Source organism: Streptomyces sp. G7(2002) (genome assembly GCF_028870195.1).
GTDB classification, from domain to species: Bacteria; Actinomycetota; Actinomycetes; order Streptomycetales; family Streptomycetaceae; genus Streptomyces; species Streptomyces nigrescens.
Window position 1 is genome coordinate 6,277,181 of record NZ_CP102609.1, and the last position, 21,385, is coordinate 6,298,565.

Sequence of the window (21,385 nt, forward strand, 5' to 3'; positions counted from 1 at the left end):
CGGGGGCCGGGTGTGGCACCGGCCCCGCGCGGGCGCCCGTCAGATCACTCGCTCCGCCGCCGGATCTTGTTCCCGAGCCACACCAGCGGGTCGTACTTACGGTCCGCGGCGCGCTCCTTGAGCGGGATCAGCGCATTGTCGGTGATCTTGATGTGCTCGGGGCAGACCTCGGTGCAGCACTTGGTGATGTTGCAGTAGCCCAGGCCGTGTTCGTCCTGGGCGGTGGTCTTGCGGTCGACACCCGACTCCGGCGCCGCGTCCAGCGGGTGCATATCGAGCTCGGCGATCCGCATCAGGAAGCGCGGACCGGCGAACGCGGCCTTGTTCTCCTCGTGGTCGCGCACCACATGGCAGGTGTCCTGGCACAGGAAGCACTCGATGCACTTACGGAACTCCTGCGAGCGGCCGACGTCCTCCTGCTGCATGCGGTACTCACCGGGCCCCAGATCCGGGGGCGGTACGAACGACGGGATCTCGCGGGCCTTGCTGTAGTTGAAGGAGACATCGGTGACCAGGTCACGGACGACCGGGAAGGCCCGCATCGGGGTGACCGTGATCGTCTCCGTACGGTCGAAGACCGACATCCGGGTCATACACATCAGCCGCGGCCGCCCGTTGATCTCCGCGCTGCACGAACCGCACTTGCCCGCCTTGCAGTTCCAGCGCACGGCGAGATCGGGCGCCTGGGTCGCCTGGAGGCGGTGGATGATGTCCAGCACCACCTCGCCCTCGTGCACCTCGACCGTGAAATCCGCCAGGTCACCGGCGTCCGCGTCGCCCCGCCACACCCGGAAGTGCGCCTGGTAGGTCCCGGACTGCTGCTCTGTCTGCGCCTGGCTCACCGGCTCAGCTCCTCGTCGGTCAGATACTTCGCCAGCTCGTCCTTCTCGAACAGTTCCAGCAGATCGCGGCGGATCGGCGGGGTCTCGCGGCGGGAGAGCCGGATCTGGCCCAGCGCCGGGTCCGCCGCCCGTGAATCGCCCTGCGGATCGGCGAGTTCACAGACCAGATTGATCTTGCGCCAGTGCCGGTCCATCGCCGGATGGTCGTCGCGGGTGTGCCCGCCCCGGCTCTCCTCGCGCTCCAGCGCCGCCCGGGCCACACACTCGCTGACCAGCAGCATGTTCCGCAGGTCGAGCGACAGATGCCAGCCCGGGTTGTACTGCCGGTGCCCCTCGACACCGGCCCGCCGGGCCCGTACCCGCAGATCGGCCAGCCGCTTGAGCGCCTCGAACATCTCGCTCTCCTTGCGGATGATGCCGACCAGGTCGTTCATCGCCTGCTGGAGCTCCTGGTGCAGGGCGTACGGATTCTCCGCCGGGACCCGGTCGCCGCCCGCCGCCTCCCCGGTGTCCTCGGTGTCCTCGGCGCTGAACGGGCGCAGCGCCTCCGCCTCCGCCGCGTCGATCTGCAGCGGATCGGGCGCCGGCCGCTCGGCCAGCGACGCCGCGTACTCGGCCGCGTGCAGCCCCGCCCGGCGGCCGAAGACCAGCAGGTCGGAGAGGGAGTTGCCGCCCAGCCGGTTGGAGCCGTGCATCCCGCCGGCCACCTCGCCGGCCGCGAACAGGCCCGGTACGCCGTGTGCCGCCGCGGTGTCGGGGTCCACATCCACGCCGCCCATCACGTAGTGACAGGTCGGGCCGACCTCCATCGGCTCGGCGGTGATGTCCACATCCGCCAGCTCCTTGAACTGGTGGTGCATCGAGGGCAGCCGGCGGATGATGACCTCGGCCGGCATCCGGGTGGAGACATCCAGATAGACGCCGCCGTGCGGGGAGCCGCGGCCGGCCTTGACCTCGGAGTTGATGGCGCGGGCGACCTCGTCACGGGGCAGCAGCTCGGGCGGGCGGCGGTTGCTCTCCGGATCCTCGTACCAGCGGTCGCCCTCCTCCTCGGTCTCCGCGTACTTCTCCTTGAAGACGTCCGGGACGTAGTCGAACATGAAGCGCTTGCCGTCGCTGTTGCGCAGCACCCCGCCGTCGCCGCGGACGGATTCGGTGACGAGGATGCCCTTCACCGACGGCGGCCAGACCATGCCGGTGGGGTGGAACTGCACGAACTCCATGTTGATCAGCGGAGCCCCGGCCAGCAGGGCCAGCGCATGGCCGTCGCCGGTGTACTCCCAGGAGTTCGAGGTCACCTTGAAGGACTTGCCGATACCGCCGGTGGCCAGCACCACCGCGGGCGCCTCCAGCACGAAGAAGCGGCCGGACTCCCGCTCGTAGCAGAAGGCGCCGGACACCCGGCCGGACCCCGCGGCGGAGCCGCTTTTCGACTCTGTGAGGACGCGGGTGACCGTGCACTCCTGGAAGACCTTCAACCGGGCGTCGTACGCGCCGAATTCCTTCTCGTCCTCCTGCTGCAGCGAGACGATCTTCTGCTGGAGGGTGCGGATCAGCTCCAGGCCCGTACGGTCGCCGACATGGGCGAGGCGCGGGTACTCATGGCCGCCGAAGTTGCGCTGGGAGATCCGGCCGTCCGCGGTGCGGTCGAAGAGCGCGCCCCAGGTCTCCAGCTCCCACACCCGGTCGGGCGCCTCCCGGGCGTGCAGCTCGGCCATCCGCCACTGGTTGAGGAACTTGCCGCCGCGCATGGTGTCCCGGAAGTGGACCTGCCAGTTGTCATGCTCGTTGGCGTTGCCCATGCTGGCCGCGATACCGCCCTCGGCCATCACCGTATGGGCCTTGCCGAACAGGGACTTGCAGATCACGGCCGTCCGCATACCGGCTTCGCGGGCCTCGATCGCGGCCCGCAGTCCGGCGCCGCCGGCGCCCACCACGACCACGTCCCATGCCTGCCGGTCCACATGCGCCATCAGAGGGCACACCTTTCCTTAGGAGATGCTGTCGTCAGAAGAAGCGCGGGTCCTCGAACGCCCCGCTGGCCAGCAGGAAGACATAGAAGTCCGCGACGGCCACGCTGATCAGCGAGGACCAGGCGAGCAGCATGTGCCGCTCGTTGAGCTTGCCGACCCAGCCCCACATCCGGTAGCGCACCGGGTGCTTGGAGAAGTGCCGCAGCCGGCCACCGACGATGTGCCGGCAGGAGTGGCAGGAGAGGGTGTACGCCCAGATCAGCACGATGTTGACGAGGAACACCAGGGTGCCCAGGCCCATGTGGCCCCAGGCGTAGTTCTCGTCACGGAAGGTCAGTGCGGTGTCGTAGGTCAGTACGCCGGCGACCAGGATCGCGAAGTAGAAGAAGTAGCGGTGGATGTTCTGCAGGATCAGCGGGAAGCGGGTCTCACCGGTGTACTTCTTGTGCGGCTCGGCGACCGCGCAGGCCGGGGGCGAGGCCCAGAAGCCGCGGTAGTAGGCCTTGCGGTAGTAGTAGCAGGTCAGCCGGAATCCCAGCGGGAAGATCAGGATCAGCAGGGCGGGGGACAGGCCCCACCAGCTGCCGAAGATCTCCCAGTTGGGGCCGCCGCGCATGGTGTGGCAGTTCTCCGCCAGACACGGCGAGTAGAACGGTGAGACATAGGGCGCGGCGTAGTAGTCGGCGTTCGCGAACGCCCGCCAGGTCGAGTAGACGATGAACGCGAGCAGCCCGGCGGCGGTGCAGGCCGGCGCCAGCCACCAGCGGTCGGTGCGCAGATGACGGGCGGGGATGGCGGCGCGCGAGGAGGCGTGCACGCCGGTTGCGCCCGCTTGCGATGAGGGTTCGGTGCCAGTGGCCAACGTCGGTCTCCGTGAAAGGCGCTCCGGCCGGATACTTTCCGCCGGGACGGCAACGGGGTAGGGGAATGAGTGGGGCGAAGCCACCCCCTAGGGGGCCTCCACCAGGGGTTTTCCCCTAGGGCGCGTGGCCGTTCCTGCAGCCGAGGCCCTCGTCCTGGGCGTCGGTCCACAGCGCGGAGTTGTAGGGGGCGTCGGAGATCGGCACCATCTCGACTTCGGGCGTGCTCCGGTGGACGGGAGGACTGGCCGCGACGCTCTGCTTCAGCAGGGTGAGGCTCTCGCGCAGATGGTCGGTGTCCGTACGGACCCGGCGGATGTCCAGGCCGGCGCCGATCTGCGTCTCCAGTTTTCCCACCGACCGGACCAGGTCGTCCAGGCTGCGCTCAACCGCCGTCATAGCGTCCTGAAGGGACATAACGTGCCCTCACTTTTGAAGGTGTGGTGGGCGATCTCATGCGCCCGAGAGTGTCGCGCGTCACAGTAGGCGTTGGGAAGGGGTCCAGCGTGATTACGACTCGAACCGGTGCGTTTCGGCAACCATGCGCCCCGGCGTAGGTCGAACGCTGATCCGAAAGAGGGCGGGACGGCGGGCCGCCCGCACCCCCGTGGACCCCGCCGTGACCGCCCCGGGGGCCCGGGTGTTGGGCCGGGCGGGTGGCCTTGGCGCGGTGGCCGCCGTGTCGGGCTTCCGGTCCGGGCGCGGTCGCTTTCAGTAGGGGTGCCATAGATGTGATGAGCCGCAAAGTCGGCCGAACGTGGTGCGCCGGTCAGGCCCCAGGCGGTGCTCGGCGCGGCGCGGGCGAGCCCGGAGGGAACCGTCATGACCGACCACGACCACCCCGCAGGCCGCCGCGCGGTGTGCCACAGACGCCGCTGTGCCGCGCTCATCGCGGCGGGGGTGCTGCTCCCGCTGCCGGCCCTGGCCGGATGCAGCGAAGACGCCCGGGAGGCGTCCGTCGCGGCGTCCCAGGACATCGCCCCGGCACCCCGCAGCGCGCTGAAGAACGGCGGCACCCTGCGCTGGGCCGTCGATGCGATGCCCGGCACCCTCAACGCTTTCCAGTCCGACGCCGACGCGACCACCGCGCGGATCGCCGGCGCGGTGCTGCCCAGCATGTTCACCATCGACGCGAGCGGCAGACCGCAGCGCAACGCCGACTACCTCGACGCCGCGGACATCAGCACCCGTGACCCCAAGCAGGTCGTGACGTACAAGATCAACCCCAAGGCGCGGTGGAGCAACGGCACGGCGGTCACCGCCGCCGACTTCATCGCCCAGTGGACCGCGCTGCGCGGCAAGGACAACGCCTACTGGACGGCCCGCAACGCCGGCTACGACCGGATCGGCAAGGTCGAGCAGGGCGCGAACGCCCACGAGGTCAAGGTCACCTTCGCCCGCCCCTACGCGGACTGGCGGTCCCTGTTCACACCGCTCTACCCCAAGAGCGTCATGGGCAGCCCCAATGCCTTCAACGAGGGCGCACGCGAGCAGCTCAAGGTCGGCGCCGGCCCGTTCCTCGTCCAGAAGCGGGACACCGAGGAGGGCCGCGTCATCCTCGTCCGCAACGCGAGGTGGTGGGGCGAGCCCGCCAAGCTCAAGCGGATCGTGCTGCAGTCCCTGCCCGGCGACAAGCGGGCCGCGGCGCTGGCCGAGGGGAGCGTCGATGTCGCCGCGGTCGACCAGATCGCCGCGAAGCGGGTCGCCTCCGCGCGGCGCCCGGCCTCCTCCGGCTCGCCCAGGACGCCCGCCGAGGGCAACGCGGGCCCGCAGAGCAACGGGAACCGGGCCGGCGCCAAGGCCGCCGCCGCGGAGAACTCCGTACTGCGCGGCTACACCATCCGCAAGGCGCTGGAGCCCGCCTATACCCAGCTCGCCCTCAACGGCAGCAGCGGGCCGCTGGCCGACGACCGGGTGCGCCGGGCGGTGGCCCGGGCCCTCGACCGGCAGGCGCTCGCTGACACCGTCCTCAAGCCGCTCGACCTGCCGTCCAAGCCGCTCGGCAGCCATCTGCTGATGGCCGGGCAGTACGGCTACGCGGACCACAGCGACGCCCTCGGCGAGCAGGACGCCGGGGCGGCCAAGGCGCTGCTCGCGGACGCCGGCTGGAAGAGCGACGGCGCCGACCACCAGCAGGCCGGCGAGAAGGCGGGCGCACCGGCGCCCGACGGATACCCGGACGAGGACGGCGACGAGCCGTCGGACGAGCGGTACGCCGGTGACCGGTACGACGAGTCCGATGAGTCCGATGAGTCCGATGAGTCCGACGAGTCCGATGAGGACAGGCCGGGCGGCGACTCCGACGACCGCAACCCCGCCCGCGCCGGCCGCGGCCACGCCGGTGCGCCGGGCCGGGGCGACCGTCCCGCCGCCGCCGAGGCCCCGCTGTCCTTCACCGGGGCGGTCGGCTCGGAGGTCCAGCAGTCCGCCCTGCTGCGGCAGAGCGCCTCGTTCTACAAGCAGGCGGCCGCCAGTGAGAAGGCCGACGCGGACGGCGACACCGGGTCCGCGGCGTACGCCAAGTACAAGCGGTACAAGATGCGGGCCGCGGAGGCGCTCGGCGCCGCCGAGCTGATCGAGACCGGACAGGGCCCGCAGCTGCCGGGGTCCGGCGGGCACCCGGGTGCCCGGCACGCCGCCGTCGAGCGGGCCGCCGACGCGGCGGCCGCACCGCGGCCCGCCGACGGCAAGACGTCCCGGATCGCCGCCGTGAAGAAGAACGGCAAGCCGCTCACCCTGCGCTTCGTGCTCCCCGACGGCGCCGGCTCCGAGCAGCTGCGCACCGTCGGACGGCGGATCGCCTCGATGCTCGGCAAGATCGGCGTGCAGACGTCCCTGCAGCGGGTCTCCGACGCCAGCTACTTCCAGGACCACATCGCCGGCGGTGACTACGACCTGGCGCTGTACTCCTGGCCCGGCACCGCCTACCCGGCGACCGACGCCCGGCCGATCTACGCCAAGCCGCAGCCCGCGCCCGACGGCTCGCTGACCGTCGAGCAGAACTACACCCGGGTCGGCACCGACCACATCGACCAGCTCTTCGACCAGGCCGCCTCCGAGCTGGACGAGGGCGCCGCGCACACGCTGGTGGCGCAGGCCGACGCCCGGATCTGGGCGGCCGCCGGGTCGATCCCGCTCTACCAGCGGCCCGAGCTGGTGGCCACGAAGAAGTCGCTGGCCAACGTCGGCGCCTTCGGCTTCGCCACGCCCCGCTTCCAGGACATCGGCTACCAGAAGTAGGGGTGGAGTCCGGGCGAATAAATGGTGAGAAACTGCAGGTCATAGCGCATATGTACGGGCCGCGGCGGCCATTGCTGCCGCGGCCCCGTACGATGGGGTGAGGCCGTGGCTTCGTTATGCCCGGCGGGCGCGCGTACCGAATGGACGCGTCGCCACCCACGATTCCGGGAGAAGCGCCGCCAGTATGCCCACCCGTCACGACATTCGTAACGTAGCCATCGTCGCCCACGTCGACCACGGGAAGACCACCCTCGTCGACGGCATGCTCAAGCAGGCCGGCTCGTTCGCCGAACACGCCGCTGAGAAGCTCGACGACCGGATGATGGACTCCAACGACCTGGAGCGTGAGAAGGGCATCACGATCCTCGCCAAGAACACGGCGGTGAAGTATCACCCCAAGGATGGCGGGGACCCGGTCACGATCAACATCATCGACACCCCCGGCCACGCCGACTTCGGTGGCGAGGTCGAGCGCGGTCTGTCGATGGTCGACGCGGTCGTCCTGCTGGTCGACGCCTCCGAGGGCCCGCTGCCGCAGACCCGCTTCGTGCTCCGCAAGGCGCTCGCGGCGCGGATGCCGGTCATCCTCTGCATCAACAAGACCGACCGCCCCGACTCCCGGATCGACGAGGTCGTCAACGAGACCTACGACCTGTTCCTGGACCTGGACGCGGACGAGGACCAGATCGAGTTCCCGATCGTCTACGCCTGCGCCCGTGACGGTGTGGCCTCGCTGACCAAGCCGGAGGACGGCACCGTCCCGGCCGACAGCACCAACCTGGAGCCGTTCTTCACCACGCTCCTGGAGTCGGTCCCCGCCCCGCAGTACGACGCGGAGGCCCCGCTCCAGGCCCACGTCACCAACCTGGACGCGGACAACTTCCTCGGCCGTATCGCGCTGCTCCGGGTCGAGCAGGGCGAGCTGCGCAAGGGCCAGAACGTCGCGTGGATCAAGCGGGACGGCACCATCGCCAACGTCCGCATCACCGAGCTGATGATGACCGAGGCGCTCACCCGCAAGCCCGCCGAGGTGGCCGGCCCGGGCGACATCTGCGCGGTCGCCGGTATCCCCGACATCATGATCGGCGAGACGCTGGCCGACCCGGAGAACCCGGTCGCGCTGCCGCTGATCACCGTCGACGAGCCGGCGATCTCCATGACCATCGGTACCAACACCTCGCCGCTGGTCGGCCGGGGCGGCACCGGTAAGGGCGCGGACGCCAAGGCCGCGGTCAAGGACCGCAAGGTCACCGCCCGCCAGGTCAAGGACCGCCTGGAGCGCGAGCTGATCGGTAACGTCTCGCTGCGCGTCCTGGAGACCGAGCGTCCCGACGCCTGGGAGGTGCAGGGCCGCGGTGAGCTGGCGCTGGCCATCCTGGTCGAGCAGATGCGCCGCGAGGGCTTCGAGATGACCATCGGCAAGCCGCAGGTGGTCACCAAGGAGGTCGACGGCAAGACGTACGAGCCCGTCGAGCGCATGACCATCGACGTGCCCGAGGAGCACATGGGCGCCGTCACCCAGCTCATGGGTGTCCGCAAGGGCCGGATGGACAACATGTCCAACCACGGCTCCGGCTGGGTCCGCATGGAGTTCGTCGTCCCGTCGCGTGGTCTGATCGGCTTCCGTACGGAGTTCCTGACCAACACCCGCGGCACCGGTATCGCGCACTCGATCCACGAGGGTCACGAGCCGTGGTTCGGCCAGCTCACCACCCGTAACAACGGCTCCCTGGTCGCCGACCGCTCCGGTGCCGTCACCGCCTTCGCGATGACGAACCTCCAGGAGCGCGGTGTGCTGTTCACCGAGCCCGGCACCGAGGTGTACGAGGGCATGATCGTCGGCGAGAACTCCCGCGCCGACGACATGGACGTGAACATCACCAAGGAGAAGAAACTCACCAACATGCGCTCCTCCTCGGCCGACTCGTTCGAGGCGATCGTGCCGCCGCGCAAGCTGTCGCTGGAGCAGTCCCTGGAGTTCTGCCGCGACGACGAGTGCGTCGAGGTGACCCCGGAGGCCGTGCGCATCCGCAAGGTCGTCCTGGACCAGAAGGAGCGCGGCCGCACCGCGTCGCGCGCCAAGCGGTAACGACTGCCGCCGGTACTCCGGCCTGAAGTGATGGGGCGCCCCTCCGCGTGAGGGGCGCCCCTTCGCTGTCCGGGGGCCGCTCCGCGGCGACGTTGTCTGTGTCCCCGGGCGCCCCTTCTCCGTCCCCACTCGGGCATCCGAGGGGTTTCTCCCGTCTTCGGAGCAGTGGCGCACGCCGCCGAAGTGCGGTACCTCCCGCTTTGCGATCTTATGTGGCCCTGGGCACGATCCCGTACCTGAGGAGCCGTCATGCGGAGAGCCACGTGTGCGCAGTGGGGCGCATGCGCCGTCGCCGTCGCCCTCGTGGCCACGGGGTGCGGGGGCGGGAGCGGGGCGAGCCGTTCCGGGGTGGTCAGCGCCTCCTGGGGGGATCCGCAGAATCCGCTGGAGCCGGCGAACACCAATGAGGTCCAGGGCGGCAAGGTCCTGGAAATGCTGTTCCGGGGGCTCAAGCGCTACAACCCGAAGACGGGCGCCGCGGAGAATGTGATCGCCGACCGGATCGAGACGAAGGACTCGCAGAATTTCACGGTGACCTTGAAGGGCGGCTGGACCTTCAGCAACGGAGAGAAGGTCACCGCCAAGTCCTTCGTGGACGCCTGGAATTACGGCGCGCTGCTGAGCAACAAGCAGAAGAACGCACCCTTCTTCCAGTACATCGACGGATTTGCGCAGGTGCATCCGGACGGGGGGAGCCCGCAGGCCAAAACCCTGTCGGGGCTGGTGGTGAAGGACGACAGGACCTTTACCGTCAAGCTCAACCAGAAGTTCTCCAGCTGGCCGGACACGCTGGGCTATTCGGCCTTCATGCCGCTGCCGCAGGCATTCTTCCGGGATCACGACGCCTGGATCCAAAAGCCGGTCGGGAACGGCCCGTACACCGTGGACTCCTACGAAAAGGGGTCGGTGCTGCGGATGCGGAAGTGGGGCGCCTATCCGGGGGACGATCCGGCGCGTAACGGCGGTATCGATCTGCGGGTCTATACGGACAACAACACCGCCTATACCGATCTGCAGGCGGGCAACCTCGACCTGGTCGATGATGTGCCGGCCGCACAGCTCAAGAATGTGCAGGCGGATCTGGGCGGCCGCTACATCAATCAGCCGGCCGGGATCATCCAGACCCTCACCTTTCCCATGTACGACAAACGGTGGTCGCGGCCGGGTACGGACAAAGTGCGCCGCGGCCTGTCGATGGCGATCGACCGGGACCAGATCACCCGGGAGATCTTCCAGAAGACCCGGACGCCCGCCACGGACTGGACCTCGCCGGTGCTGGGGGCGGAGGGGGGCTACAAGGCCGGGCTGTGCGGCGAGGCCTGTGAGTTCAACCCGGCGAAGGCAAAGCAGCTGATCAAGGAGGGCGGCGGACTCCCCGGCGGCAGGATCGCCCTCACCTACAACGCCGATACGGGCTCCCACAAGGACTGGATCGACGCCCTCTGCAACAGCATCAACAAGTCGCTGGGGGACGACCAGGCGTGCGTCGGGGACCCGGTCGGCACCTTCGCCGACTTCCGGAACAAGATCACGGCCAAGCGGATGAGCGGGCCCTTCCGGGCCGGCTGGCAGATGGACTATCCACTGATCCAGAACTTTCTGCAGCCGCTGTATTACACCAACGCCTCTTCCAACGACGGCAAGTTCAGCAATGCCTCCTTCGACAAGCTGGTGAACGAGGCGAACGCGGACACCGACCCGCAGAAGGCCGTCCGGACCTTCCAGGACGCGGAGAAGATCCTCGCCAGCCAGATGCCGGCCATTCCGCTCTGGTACCAGAACGGCAGCGGCGGCTATTCGGACCGGATCAGCAATGTCTCACTGAATCCGTTCAGCGTGCCGGTCTACAACGAGATCAAGGTCAACTGACCGTGCCAACTGGCCGTCGGGCGAGGGAGGTCGGTGCTTCATGGGCCGCTATGTGATCCGGCGGCTGCTCCAGATGATCCCGGTGTTCATCGGCAGCACCTTCCTCATCTTCTTCATGGTGTACGCGCTCGGCGACCCCGTGGCCGCGATGTTCGGCGAACGGGCACCCGACCCCGCCACCGCCGCGCAGATCCGCCGCGACCTCTACCTCGATGAGCCGCTGTGGAAGCAGTATGTGCATTACATGGGGCAGATCTTCCAGGGGAATTTCGGCACCGCGTTCAACGGCCAGTCGGTCACCGAGCTGATGGCCTCCGCCTTTCCCGTCACGCTGCGGCTGACCCTCGTCGCCATCGTGATCGAGATGGCGGTGGGCATTGTGCTGGGGGTGTTCAGCGGGCTGCGGCGCGGCCGTGACATCGACACCACGGTGCTGGTCCTCACCCTCGTCGTGGTGTCCATCCCGACCTTCGTCAGCGGTTATCTGCTGCAGTTCGTGTTCGGGGTGCAGTGGGCCTGGGCCGCGCCGTCCGTCGCGCCCGAGGCGCCGCTGAACGAACTCCTGCTGCCGGGGCTGGTGCTGGCGCTGGTCTCGCTCGCCTATGTGACCCGGCTGACCCGGACCTCGATCGCGGAGAACGCCCGCGCCGACTACGTCCGTACGGCGCTCGCCAAGGGCCTGCCCCGGCACCGCGTCATCACCCGCCATCTGCTGCGCAATTCGCTGATCCCGGTCGTCACCTTCATCGGCACGGACATCGGCGCCCTGATGGGCGGCGCGATCGTCACCGAGCGCATCTTCAACATCCACGGCGTCGGATACCAGCTCTACCAGGGCATCCTGCGGCAGAACTCGCCGACCGTCGTGGGCTTCGTGACGATCCTGGTGCTGGTGTTCCTCCTCGCGAACCTCCTCGTCGACCTGCTGTACGCCGTCCTCGACCCGAGGATCCGCTATGCCTGAGCCCTATGTCCCCAAGGAAGCCATGGGCCACGGCGACGGCGGGTCCGCCGCGCTGGCCATCGGCGAGGCGGAGTCGCTGGAACGGCGGCCCGGTGCGGCCCCGCCCGGCGCCGGACCGCCCGGCGGGGTCCCCGCCGGCAAACCGCGCAGCCTGTGGAGCGACGCCTGGCACGACCTGCTCCGCAACCCCGTCTTCGTGATCTCCGCGCTGGTCATCGTCTTCCTGGTGATCATCGCGATCTGGCCGCAGCTGATCGCCACCGGCAACCCCTACCGCGCCGACCTCGCCAAGGCCCAGCAGGGCTCCCAGCCCGGCCACCCCTTCGGCTTCGACACCCAGGGCCGGGACGTCTACACCCGGGTCGTCTACGGCGCCCGTGCCTCCATCACCGTCGGCGTCTGTGCCACGACCGGCGCGGCGCTGCTCGGCAGCCTGCTGGGCGGACTGGCCGGGTTCTTCGGCGGCTGGGGCGACACCCTGCTCTCCCGGCTCGCCGACATCTTCTTCGGCATCCCGGTGATCCTCGGCGGTCTGGTCTTCCTCTCCATGGTCACCGGCACCACGGTCTGGCCGGTGGTCGGCTTCATCGTGCTGCTCGGCTGGCCGCAGGTCTCCCGTATCGCCCGCGGCTCCGTCGTCACCGCCAAACAGAACGACTACGTCCAGGCCGCGCGGGCGCTGGGCGCGGGCAACGGACGGCTGCTGCTGCGCCATATCGCGCCGAACGCCGTCGCCCCGGTCATCGTCGTCGCCACCATCGCGCTCGGCACCTTCATCGCGCTGGAGGCGACGCTCTCGTACCTGGGCGCCGGCCTGAAGCCGCCCACCATCTCCTGGGGCATCGACATCTCCACGGCCTCCACCTACATCCGCAGCGCGCCGCACATGCTGCTGTGGCCCGCGGGAGCGCTGAGCATCACGGTGCTGGCGTTCATCTTGCTCGGCGACGCGGTGCGCGACGCCCTCGACCCCAAGCTGCGCTGAGGAGCGGGAAGATGACGAACGAGGACGCAGGGTCCACGGGCGCCGGTACGGCCCTGCTCGACGTGCGGGACCTGCGGGTGGAGTTCCGTACCCGGGACGGCGTGGCCAAGGCCGTCAACGGCGTCAGCTACCGCGTGGCGCCCGGTCAGACGCTGGCGGTGCTCGGCGAGTCGGGCTCCGGCAAGTCCGTCACCGCCCAGGCCGTGATGGGCATCCTCGACTCGCCGCCGGGGTTCGTCACCGGCGGCGAGATCGTCTTCCAGGGGCGCGATCTGCTCACCCTGCGCAAGGACGAACGGCGCAGGGTCCGCGGCGCGAAGATGGCGATGATCTTCCAGGACGCGCTGTCCGCGCTGAACCCGGTCCTCAGCGTCGGCGCCCAGCTCGGGGAGATGTTCGAGGTCCACGAGGGGATGTCCCGTAAGGACGCCCGCGGCAGAGCGGTGGAGCTGATGGAGCGGGTCGGTATCCCCGCGGCCAGGGAGCGGGTGGGCGACTATCCGCACCAGTTCTCCGGCGGGATGCGCCAGCGCATCATGATCGCGATGGCACTGGCCCTCGGCCCGGACCTGATCATCGCGGACGAGCCGACCACGGCGCTGGACGTCACCGTGCAGGCGCAGGTGATGGATCTGCTGGCCGAGCTCCAGCGCGAGCTGACCATGGGGCTGATCCTGATCACCCATGACCTGGGCGTGGTCGCGGACGTCGCCGACACGATCGCGGTGATGTACGCCGGCCGGATCGTCGAGACCGCCCCCGTCCACCAGCTCTACCGGGCGCCCGCCCACCCGTACACCCGCGGGCTGCTGGACTCCATCCCACGGCTCGACCGCAAGGGCCGGCGGCTGTACGCGATCAAGGGCTTGCCGCCCAGCCTGACGGCCATTCCGCCCGGCTGCCCCTTCCACCCGCGCTGTCCGCTGGCCCAGGACATCTGCCGCACCGACCCGCCACCGCTGTACGAGGCCGGACCCGGCCGGGCCAGCGCCTGCCACTTCTGGAAGGAGACCCTCGATGGCGCACGGTGACGGCGGCGGCCGGGCGACGGGAGCGGGGACCCCGATCCTGGAGGTCCGCGACCTCGTCAAACACTTCCCGCTCACCCAGGGGGTGCTCTTCAGGAAGCAGATCGGGGCGGTGAAGGCCGTCGACGGGGTGTCCTTCGACCTCCACCAGGGCGAGACGCTCGGCATCGTCGGTGAATCGGGCTGTGGCAAGTCCACCGTCGCCAAGCTGCTGGTGGGCCTCGAACGGCCGACGGCCGGTCAGATCCGTTACCGGGGAGAGGACATCAGCACCCTCTCCGCCCGCGCCCTGAAGGCCGTACGGCGCAACATCCAGATGGTGTTCCAGGACCCCTACACCTCCCTGAACCCCCGGATGACCGTCGGCGACATCATCGGTGAGCCCTACGAGATCCACCCCGAGGTGGCCCCCAAGGGAGACCGCCGCCAGAAGGTCCAGGAACTCCTGGAAGTGGTCGGGCTCAACCCGGAGTTCATCCACCGCTATCCGCACCAGTTCTCCGGCGGCCAGCGCCAGCGCATCGGGATCGCCCGCGGTCTGGCGCTGCGCCCGGAGATCATCGTGGCCGATGAGCCGGTCTCCGCGCTGGATGTCTCCGTCCAGGCCCAAGTGGTCAATCTGCTGGAGCAGTTGCAGCAGGAGTTCGAGCTGTCGTACGTCTTCATCGCGCACGATCTGTCCGTCGTACGGCACATCTCCGACCGCATCGCGGTGATGTATCTGGGCCGGCTGGCCGAGACCGGTACCGACGAGCAGATCTACGAGCACCCCACGCACCCGTACACCCAGGCCCTGCTGTCCGCCGTGCCGGTCCCCGACCCGGAGGCCCGCACCCGTCGTGACCGCATCCTGCTGGCGGGCGATGTGCCCTCCCCCGCGAACCCGCCCTCCGGCTGCCGCTTCCGCACCCGCTGCTGGAAGGCCCGGCAGCTGTGCACCGATGTCGTACCGCCCCTGGACGTGCCCAGGGAGTTCCGGGAGACGGCGGGCCCGGCCGGGCATGCCTCGGCCTGTCATTTCGCGGAGGAGCGGCACGTGGTGCCGAGCGAGTAGCCGTACGGGGCGGGCGGTCGGGCCACCGGCGCGGCAGCCGCGGGCACATACGCCGGAGCCCGCCTCCCGTAGGGGAAGCGGGCTCCGGCTCCGAGCGGTGGCGGTACCCAGGGCTACTCGGTCTTGCCGGTGTCCTCGGCCTCCTCGGCCTCCGCGGCCTCCTCGATCGCGGCCAGCGCCGGGTCGAGGATGATGTCCTCGCCGCGGGCCGCGGTCGTCGGCTCCTCGGGGAAGTGGCAGGCGGTGAGGTGGCCGGCCTCGTTCCCGCCGATCCGGACGAGCGGCGGCTCCTCGGTGGCGCACTTGTCCTGAGCCTTCCAGCACCGCGTACGGAACCGGCAGCCGGAGGGCGGGTTGACGGGGGAGGGGACGTCACCGGCGAGGCGGATGCGCTCGCGGTCCTCCTCCTCGCTCTCCACCAGCTTGGCCTCGGGCACCGCCGAGAGCAGCGCATGGGTGTACGGGTGGCGCGGCCGGTGGTAGATCTCGTCGCGGGTCCCCACCTCGACGATCTTGCCGAGGTACATCACCGCGACCCGCTCGCTGAAGTGCCGCACGATCGCCAGGTCGTGGGCGATGAACAGGAACGCGATGCCCAGCTCACGCTGGAGCTTCTGGAGCAGGTTGACGACCTGCGCCTGGATGGAGACATCGAGCGCGGAGACCGGCTCGTCCGCGACGATCAGCTTCGGTTCCAGGGCGAGCGCGCGGGCCACGCCGATGCGCTGCCGCTGACCGCCGGAGAACTCGTGCGGGAAGCGGTTGTAGTGCTCCGGGTTGAGACCCACGGTCTCCAGGAGCTCACGGATCCGCTTCTCCCGGCCACCGGGCGGGTTGATCCCGTTGATCTCCATCGGGCCGCCGATGATGGTGCCGACCGTCTGCCGCGGGTTCAGCGAGGCATACGGGTCCTGGAAGATCATCTGGATCTCGGAACGGATCGGCGCCAGTTCCTTGCGGCCCGCGCGGGTGATGTCCTTGCCCGCGTAGGTGATCTTGCCGGAGGTCGGCTCCATGAGCCGGGTGAGCAGCCGGCCGGTGGTGGACTTGCCGCAGCCCGACTCACCGACCAGACCGAAGCTCTCGCCGGCGTGCACGGTCAGGTCGACGCCGTCGACCGCCTGGACCGCGCCGACCTTCCGCTTGAACGGGAAGCCGCCGTGGATCGGGAAGTGCTTGGTGAGTCCCTCGGCGGTGAGCAGCGGCTCGCCCGGGGCGGGCGCGGCGTCACGGGGCGCCGGGAGGGTGACGTTCTCTGCCATGGTGATAGCTCCCTAGCCCAGCCGGGGCTTGATCTGCTCGGTGAAGAGGGTCTGCTTCTGCTCGGCGCTCAGATGGCACGCGGCCGCGCGCCCCAGCTCCAGCAGCGGGCGCTCGTCGGTGCAGCGGGCACCGCCGACCTCGCCGGTGAAGCCGCAGCGCGGGTGGAAGCCGCAGCCGGACGGCGGGGTGAGCAGGCTCGGCGGCGCCCCGGGGATCGGGTGCAGCTCCTCGTGGACGTCCGAGGACAGCCGGGGCATCGAGCTCAGCAGGCCCCAGGTGTACGGGTGCTGGGGCTGGGTGAGGATCTCCTTGACGGAGCCCCGCTCCACGGCGCGGCCCGCGTACATCACCAGCAGGTCGTCCGCGGTGTTGGCGACCACACCGAGGTCGTGGGTGATCAGGATGATGGCGGAGCCGAACTCCTGCTGCAGGTCCTTGAGGAGGTCGAGGATCTGCGCCTGGACGGTGACGTCCAGGGCGGTGGTCGGCTCGTCGGCGATCAGCAGCTCGGGGTTGCAGACCAGCGACATGGCGATCATCGCGCGCTGGCGCATACCGCCGGAGAACTGGTGCGGATAGTCGTCCACCCGCAGATTCGGCTGCGGGATACCGACCTTGGTCAGCATCTCGATGGCGCGCTGCCGGCCCTCGCGCTTGCTGGCGCCGGTGTGCTTGATGAACGGCTCCGCGATCTGCCGGCCGACCGTGTAGTACGGCGACAGGGCGGTCAGCGCGTCCTGGAAGATCATGGCCATCTTGTTGCCGCGGAGCTTCTCCAGGGTCTTCTCCCTGGCCCCGGTCAACTCCTGGCCCTCCAGCGTGATCTCGCCGGAGAGCTCGGTGTTCTTGGGGTTGTGCAGCCCCAGGATGGCGAGGTTGGTGACGGACTTGCCGGATCCCGATTCGCCGACGATGCCGAGCGTCTGCCCGCGTTCCAGGTCGAAGGAGAGGCCGTCGACCGCCTTGACGATGCCGTCCTCGGTGGAGAACCGCACATGCAGGTCGCGGACGGAGAGGAAGGGGTCCGATCCGGTCGGGACCGGCGTGTCCTCGGTCTTGGTGAGTGTGGTCACTTGGGCTCTCCTAGGACAGGCGCACGCGCGGGTCGATGAGGGCGTACGTCGCATCCACGATGATGTTGAACACCAGGATCAGGGCGGCGCTGAAGATCAGCACGCCCAGGATCATGGGGAGATCGAGGGTGATGACGGAGTTGATCGCCAGCCGGCCCAGACCGGCCAGCGAGAAGGTGTACTCGGTGATCATGGCGCCGCCGAACAGCGAGCTCAGGTCGATGCCGAGGATCGTGACGATCGGGATCAGCGAGCCGCGCCAGGCGTAGCGCATGAAGACGTAGCGCGCCGGCATGCCCTTGGCCTTGGCCGTGCGGACATGCTCCTCCTGGAGCTGCTCGATCATCGTCGAGCGCGCCATACGGGTGTACTGGGCGGTGAAGATCGTCGACATCACCAGCCACGGCAGCAGCAGGCCCATGAACCAGCCGCCCGGATTGCTGGTGAGCTCCACGTACTTGGGGGAGGCCATGATGCCGCTGTAGACGAAGATGCCGAGGACGATCGGCCCCAGGATGTAGATCTGCACCGAGCTGAGCACCATGGAGGCCCCGGTGACCGTCTTGTCGAGCAGCGAGCCCTTCTTCCAGGCGGCCAGCAGACCGGCACCCAGGCCGATCACCAGGAAGGCGACCGCGCCGCCGACGGCCAGCGACGCCGTGGTGGGCAGCCGGTCCATCATCGTCGTCCAGACGTCCTGCTTGGTGGCGAAGGAGTAGCCGAAGCAGGGGGCGTCGCAGTGCCCGATGGTGTAGTCGCGGCCCGTGAAGATGCCGGCGAGGAAGTCCCAGTACTGCGTCGGCAGGGGCTTGTCGAGGCCGAGGTTGTGATGGATCAGGGCGACGTTGTCGGCGGTGCAGTTCTTGCCGCACGCCATCATGGCCGGGTCGCCCGTGGAGAAGAACACGAAGAACGTGAAGGCGCTCAACAGGAGAAGGATGACGACCGCGCCGAAAATCCGGCGGAATAGGAAGGGAAGCATGGCAGTTCGCTGCTCTCAGGACGGCGGCGGCTGTGGGGAGTGACGGAGTGGCGGGGAAGGCCCCGGAGAGCGCGCGCTCCGCCGTGCCGCGCGCTCTCCGGACCGCCTTCCGGTGCTTGCTTCTGTGTGCGTCTTACTTCTTGAGGAACAGCGTGTTCACGTCCAGGTAGTTGGTGTCGCTGTTGTAGCGGGCACCACCCACGTTGGAGCCGTGCAGCTGGAGGATCTTGGTGTAGAAGACCGGGGCGGCCGGGTTGACCTTCTCCACGATGTACTGGTGCAGCTTCTGCCACTCGCCGGTCTGCTTCTTGACGTCCGTGATCTTCTCGATCCGGTCGATCTCGGAGCTGACCTTCTTGTCGCGGATGTGGGAGTAGTTGGCCGCGCCGTCCTGGATCTGACGGGGGTCGTACGACGGCGGGATGACGGTGGAGGCGTCCGCCCAGTCCTGGCCCCAGCCGGTCATGTAGATGTCGAAGCCGTTGTCGACCTTGCCCATCTGCTGGTACCAGGAGGAGGAGTCGACCTCCTTCTTCTGGACGTCGAAGCCGGCCTTGTTCAGGGCGCCCTCGATGACCGCGGCTTCCTTCTGGCGGATCTCGGTGTTGGAGTAGGCGTAGACGAGCTTCATGCCCGTCTTGCCGGCCTCCTTGAGGAGCTTCTTGGCCTTCTCCGGCTCACCGTTGGGGTGCGAGAGCTTCCCGTAGGGGTCGTAGCCCTTCTTGTAGCCCGCCACGGTCGGGGCGAGCAGACCGCCGGCGACCTCACCGCCGTAGCTGCCGCCGTTGATGCGGACGATCTGGGCGTTCGGCATGGCGTAGGTGATCGCATCGCGGATCTTCTTGTCCTTGATGCGGTCCATGTTCATGTTCATCTGCCAGACGTAGGGCTGGTAGCCCTGCACCAGGCGCTTGCTGGCGCTGGGGTTGTCCAGCACCTGCTTGGTCTGCGTCGGCTCCACCGAGTTGGTGAAGCTGATCGCGTTCTTGGCCTCGCCCTGGTCGGCCATCAGGCGCTTGGTGGAGTCCGAGAACTGGTGGTTGAAGGTGATGTCGAAGGCGTCGACGTACTGGTGCCGCGCCGGGTCCGTCTTCGGGTCCCAGTTCGTGTTGCGCACCAGCTTGGCGCCCTTGCCCTCCTTGAAGGAGGCGAACTTGTACGGGCCGGCGCAGACCGGCTTGACGTCGTAGTTCTCCTTGGTGTCCTTCGCGCCCTCGGGGACGACGCTGTAGCCCGCCATGGCGAGCGCGTAGGGCACCTGCGACTGCGGCTTCTCGAAGTGGAAGATGACGGTCTTGTCGTCCGGGGTGTCCAGGACGGTCTTGGGCAGGTGGTCACCCTTGTACGGACCGTCCGGCAGCGCCTTGCGGTACGAGGTGCCGGCGCCCGACAGCCACGTCTGCATGTACGTGGGGCCGTCGGTGATGAACTTGGCGTACATCCGCTCGAAGGTGTGGCGGATGTCCTTCGAGGTGATCGGCTTGCCGTCCTCGAACTTGATGCCGTCCTTGAGCGTGTACTTCCACGTCTTGCCGCCGTCGGACATCTGGCCCGCGTCGGTGGCGAGGTCACCGACCACCGTCTTCTCGCCCGCGTCGTCCTGCTTGTACGTGGTCAGGCCACGGAAGATCAGCTTGGACACGTCGCCCAGGTCGCTGACGTACATCTGCGCCGGGTCCAGGTGGTTGAAGCTGTCACGCTGGAAGACGCGCATGGTGCCGCCCTTGCGGGACCCCTTGACGTCGGCGGCCGGGCCGGTGGAGTCGGCGGCCGTGCCGAGCGCCACGGTCTTGGACTGCGCGGCGGCGTCCTTGTCCGTCTGGGACTTGTCCTTGCCGCTGCTGCCGCCGCTGCTGCAGCCGGTGAGCGCGAGTGAACCGGCCGCCAGGGCCACGATCACGGCGCGTGCTCTGCGCGTAGATAGTGCGTTCATGGGTTCCAAGCACCTGCCTGTCGGTTGTTGTCCAGATGTGCTGCCTGACGCAACCGGTACGAGCCCGGCCCGGGGGTGACAGCTGCCCCCTCAAATGGACGATCAGCGCCCGGACTTGGGATCGAAGGCGTCCCGGACCGAGTCCCCGAGCAGGTTGAAGCACAGCACGAAGATCACCATCGCGGCGCCGGGGAAGAGAAGGAAGGTCGGGTCGTTCTCGTAGACCATGCCGGCCGTGTGGAACAGCCGCCCCCAGTCCGGGGTCGGTTCCATGATGCCGACGCCCAGGAAGGACAGGCCGGCCTCCGCCGTGACGAACAGCGGGAGCATGTAGGTGGCCTGCACCAGGATCGGTGTGACCACGTTGGGCAGCAGTTCCTTGCGGATGATGCGCCAGGGGGAGGCCCCGGTGATCTTCGCGGCCTCGACGAACTCCCGCTCGCGCAGGGACAGCACCTGGCCGCGCAGCAGCCGGGCCAGGCCCATCCACCCCAGCGCCCACTGCACCAGGATCAGCGCCACGACGCGCACATAGGTGGGGGTTTCGTCGCCCGGCGGGATGAAGAACGCCACGACCACGGGCATGAAGGCCACGAAGGTCAGCTGGCTCGGGAAGGCGAGCAGGAAGTCGATGACCCGGCCGAGCCAGTAGTCGGTCCGGCCGCCCAGATAGCCGGCGGTGACGCCCAGGAGGGTGCCGGTGATGACGACCAGGATGGTCACCGCCACCGAGATGCCCAGGGACGTCCGCATGCCGTAGAGCAGGGACGTGAACAGATCGCGGCCGAGCGCGGGTTCGATGCCGAACCAGAAGTCGCCGGAGATACCGCCGTTGGCCCCCATCGGGTAACCGAACTCGTCGAAGAGGCTCGGGTCCTCGTTGCCGTAGAAGGTGTAGGGATTCTTGCCGTACAGCTTGGCGATCACCGGGGCGAGCGCGGCCACGACGAAGAAACCCAGCACCACGACAGCGCAGATGACGCCGGTGCGGTCGCGCTTGAAGCGCCGCCACATCAGTTGGCCGGGGGAACGGCCAACGAGCTCACCGTCCTTGCCGTCCTTCGTCTTCTTCAGACCCTTGGAATCAAGTCCTGGGGTATCGGACTTGGTTGCCGCGGTCTGGGATGGACTAGTCATCGCGAAGTGCCCCCGCGCCGAGTTCTCTTGGAACGTGAAGCGGCACCTGGTCGCACCGCTGGATGAGCGGACTTTCGCAAGTGATTTATGGCG

16 protein-coding genes are annotated in these 21,385 nt (G+C 68.7%); 7 read left to right on the top strand and 9 right to left on the bottom strand.

The genetic code is table 11. From position 1 onward, the window contains the following. Positions 1–44: 44 nt before the first annotated feature. The 4 genes from NUT86_RS26795 to NUT86_RS26810 all read right to left on the bottom strand — a co-directional run bounded on the left by NUT86_RS26795 (position 45) and on the right by NUT86_RS26810 (position 4,092). Entirely contained in the window at positions 45–842 is a 798-nt protein-coding gene (locus tag NUT86_RS26795) for a succinate dehydrogenase/fumarate reductase iron-sulfur subunit (protein WP_274737965.1), read from the bottom strand. Then, entirely contained in the window at positions 839–2,815 is a 1,977-nt protein-coding gene (locus NUT86_RS26800) for a fumarate reductase/succinate dehydrogenase flavoprotein subunit (RefSeq protein WP_159486340.1), read from the bottom strand. Before NUT86_RS26800 ends, NUT86_RS26795 begins: the two co-directional genes overlap by 4 nt. A gap of 34 nt (positions 2,816–2,849) precedes the next feature. Beyond that, complete coding sequence (locus NUT86_RS26805; protein ID WP_026169585.1) at positions 2,850–3,677, bottom strand: hypothetical protein; 828 nt, start codon at positions 3,675–3,677, stop codon at positions 2,850–2,852. Positions 3,678–3,792: 115 nt separating this feature from the next. Then, positions 3,793–4,092: a hypothetical protein gene (locus tag NUT86_RS26810; RefSeq protein WP_274737968.1), complete on the bottom strand. Its 300-nt coding sequence runs from the start codon at positions 4,090–4,092 to the stop codon at positions 3,793–3,795. A 405-nt stretch (positions 4,093–4,497) separates the two neighbouring features. Here NUT86_RS26810 and NUT86_RS26815 point away from each other — a divergent pair, with 405 nt between their 5' ends. From NUT86_RS26815 to NUT86_RS26845, 7 genes are all read left to right on the top strand, one after another. Continuing rightward, the gene (locus NUT86_RS26815) at positions 4,498–6,915 is read left to right on the top strand and encodes an ABC transporter family substrate-binding protein (RefSeq protein WP_018089376.1); all 2,418 of its coding nucleotides are present in this window, start codon (positions 4,498–4,500) and stop codon (positions 6,913–6,915) included. 184 nt (positions 6,916–7,099) lie between these two features. Beyond that, a complete protein-coding gene (typA, locus tag NUT86_RS26820; protein WP_018089377.1) occupies positions 7,100–9,004 on the top strand; it encodes a translational GTPase TypA in 1,905 nt (634 codons plus the stop codon). Positions 9,005–9,253: 249 nt separating this feature from the next. Beyond that, a complete protein-coding gene (locus NUT86_RS26825) occupies positions 9,254–10,873 on the top strand; it encodes a peptide ABC transporter substrate-binding protein (RefSeq protein WP_274737970.1) in 1,620 nt (539 codons plus the stop codon). 40 nt (positions 10,874–10,913) lie between these two features. Next, on the top strand, positions 10,914–11,837 hold the full coding sequence (locus NUT86_RS26830; RefSeq protein WP_274737972.1) for an ABC transporter permease: 924 nt from the start codon (positions 10,914–10,916) through the stop codon (positions 11,835–11,837). Then, a complete protein-coding gene (locus tag NUT86_RS26835; RefSeq protein ID WP_026169588.1) occupies positions 11,830–12,822 on the top strand; it encodes an ABC transporter permease in 993 nt (330 codons plus the stop codon). The genes NUT86_RS26830 and NUT86_RS26835 overlap by 8 nt, the downstream gene beginning before the upstream one ends. A gap of 11 nt (positions 12,823–12,833) precedes the next feature. Beyond that, positions 12,834–13,853, top strand: a complete 1,020-nt coding sequence (locus tag NUT86_RS26840; RefSeq protein ID WP_159486334.1) for an ABC transporter ATP-binding protein — start codon at positions 12,834–12,836, stop codon at positions 13,851–13,853. Beyond that, the gene (locus NUT86_RS26845) at positions 13,840–14,904 is read left to right on the top strand and encodes an ABC transporter ATP-binding protein (RefSeq protein WP_109892405.1); all 1,065 of its coding nucleotides are present in this window, start codon (positions 13,840–13,842) and stop codon (positions 14,902–14,904) included. Before NUT86_RS26840 ends, NUT86_RS26845 begins: the two co-directional genes overlap by 14 nt. A 113-nt stretch (positions 14,905–15,017) precedes the next feature. Here the strand turns inward: NUT86_RS26845 and NUT86_RS26850 are convergent, their stop codons facing one another. The 5 genes from NUT86_RS26850 to NUT86_RS26870 all read right to left on the bottom strand — a co-directional run bounded on the left by NUT86_RS26850 (position 15,018) and on the right by NUT86_RS26870 (position 21,292). After that, positions 15,018–16,166, bottom strand: coding sequence for an ABC transporter ATP-binding protein (locus NUT86_RS26850; RefSeq protein WP_274737975.1), 1,149 nt, complete (start codon positions 16,164–16,166; stop codon positions 15,018–15,020). Between the two features lie 12 nt (positions 16,167–16,178). Beyond that, the gene (locus NUT86_RS26855) at positions 16,179–17,240 is read right to left on the bottom strand and encodes an ABC transporter ATP-binding protein (RefSeq protein WP_018089385.1); all 1,062 of its coding nucleotides are present in this window, start codon (positions 17,238–17,240) and stop codon (positions 16,179–16,181) included. A 10-nt stretch (positions 17,241–17,250) separates the two neighbouring features. Continuing rightward, positions 17,251–18,222, bottom strand: a complete 972-nt coding sequence (locus tag NUT86_RS26860; RefSeq protein ID WP_093637632.1) for an ABC transporter permease — start codon at positions 18,220–18,222, stop codon at positions 17,251–17,253. Positions 18,223–18,355: 133 nt separating this feature from the next. Beyond that, positions 18,356–20,155 (bottom strand): ABC transporter substrate-binding protein, encoded by a 1,800-nt coding sequence (locus NUT86_RS26865; protein WP_026169590.1) that lies wholly within the window; start codon positions 20,153–20,155, stop codon positions 18,356–18,358. Positions 20,156–20,257: 102 nt separating this feature from the next. Continuing rightward, positions 20,258–21,292, bottom strand: a complete 1,035-nt coding sequence (locus tag NUT86_RS26870) for an ABC transporter permease (RefSeq protein ID WP_148589207.1) — start codon at positions 21,290–21,292, stop codon at positions 20,258–20,260. Positions 21,293–21,385 lie beyond the last annotated feature (93 nt).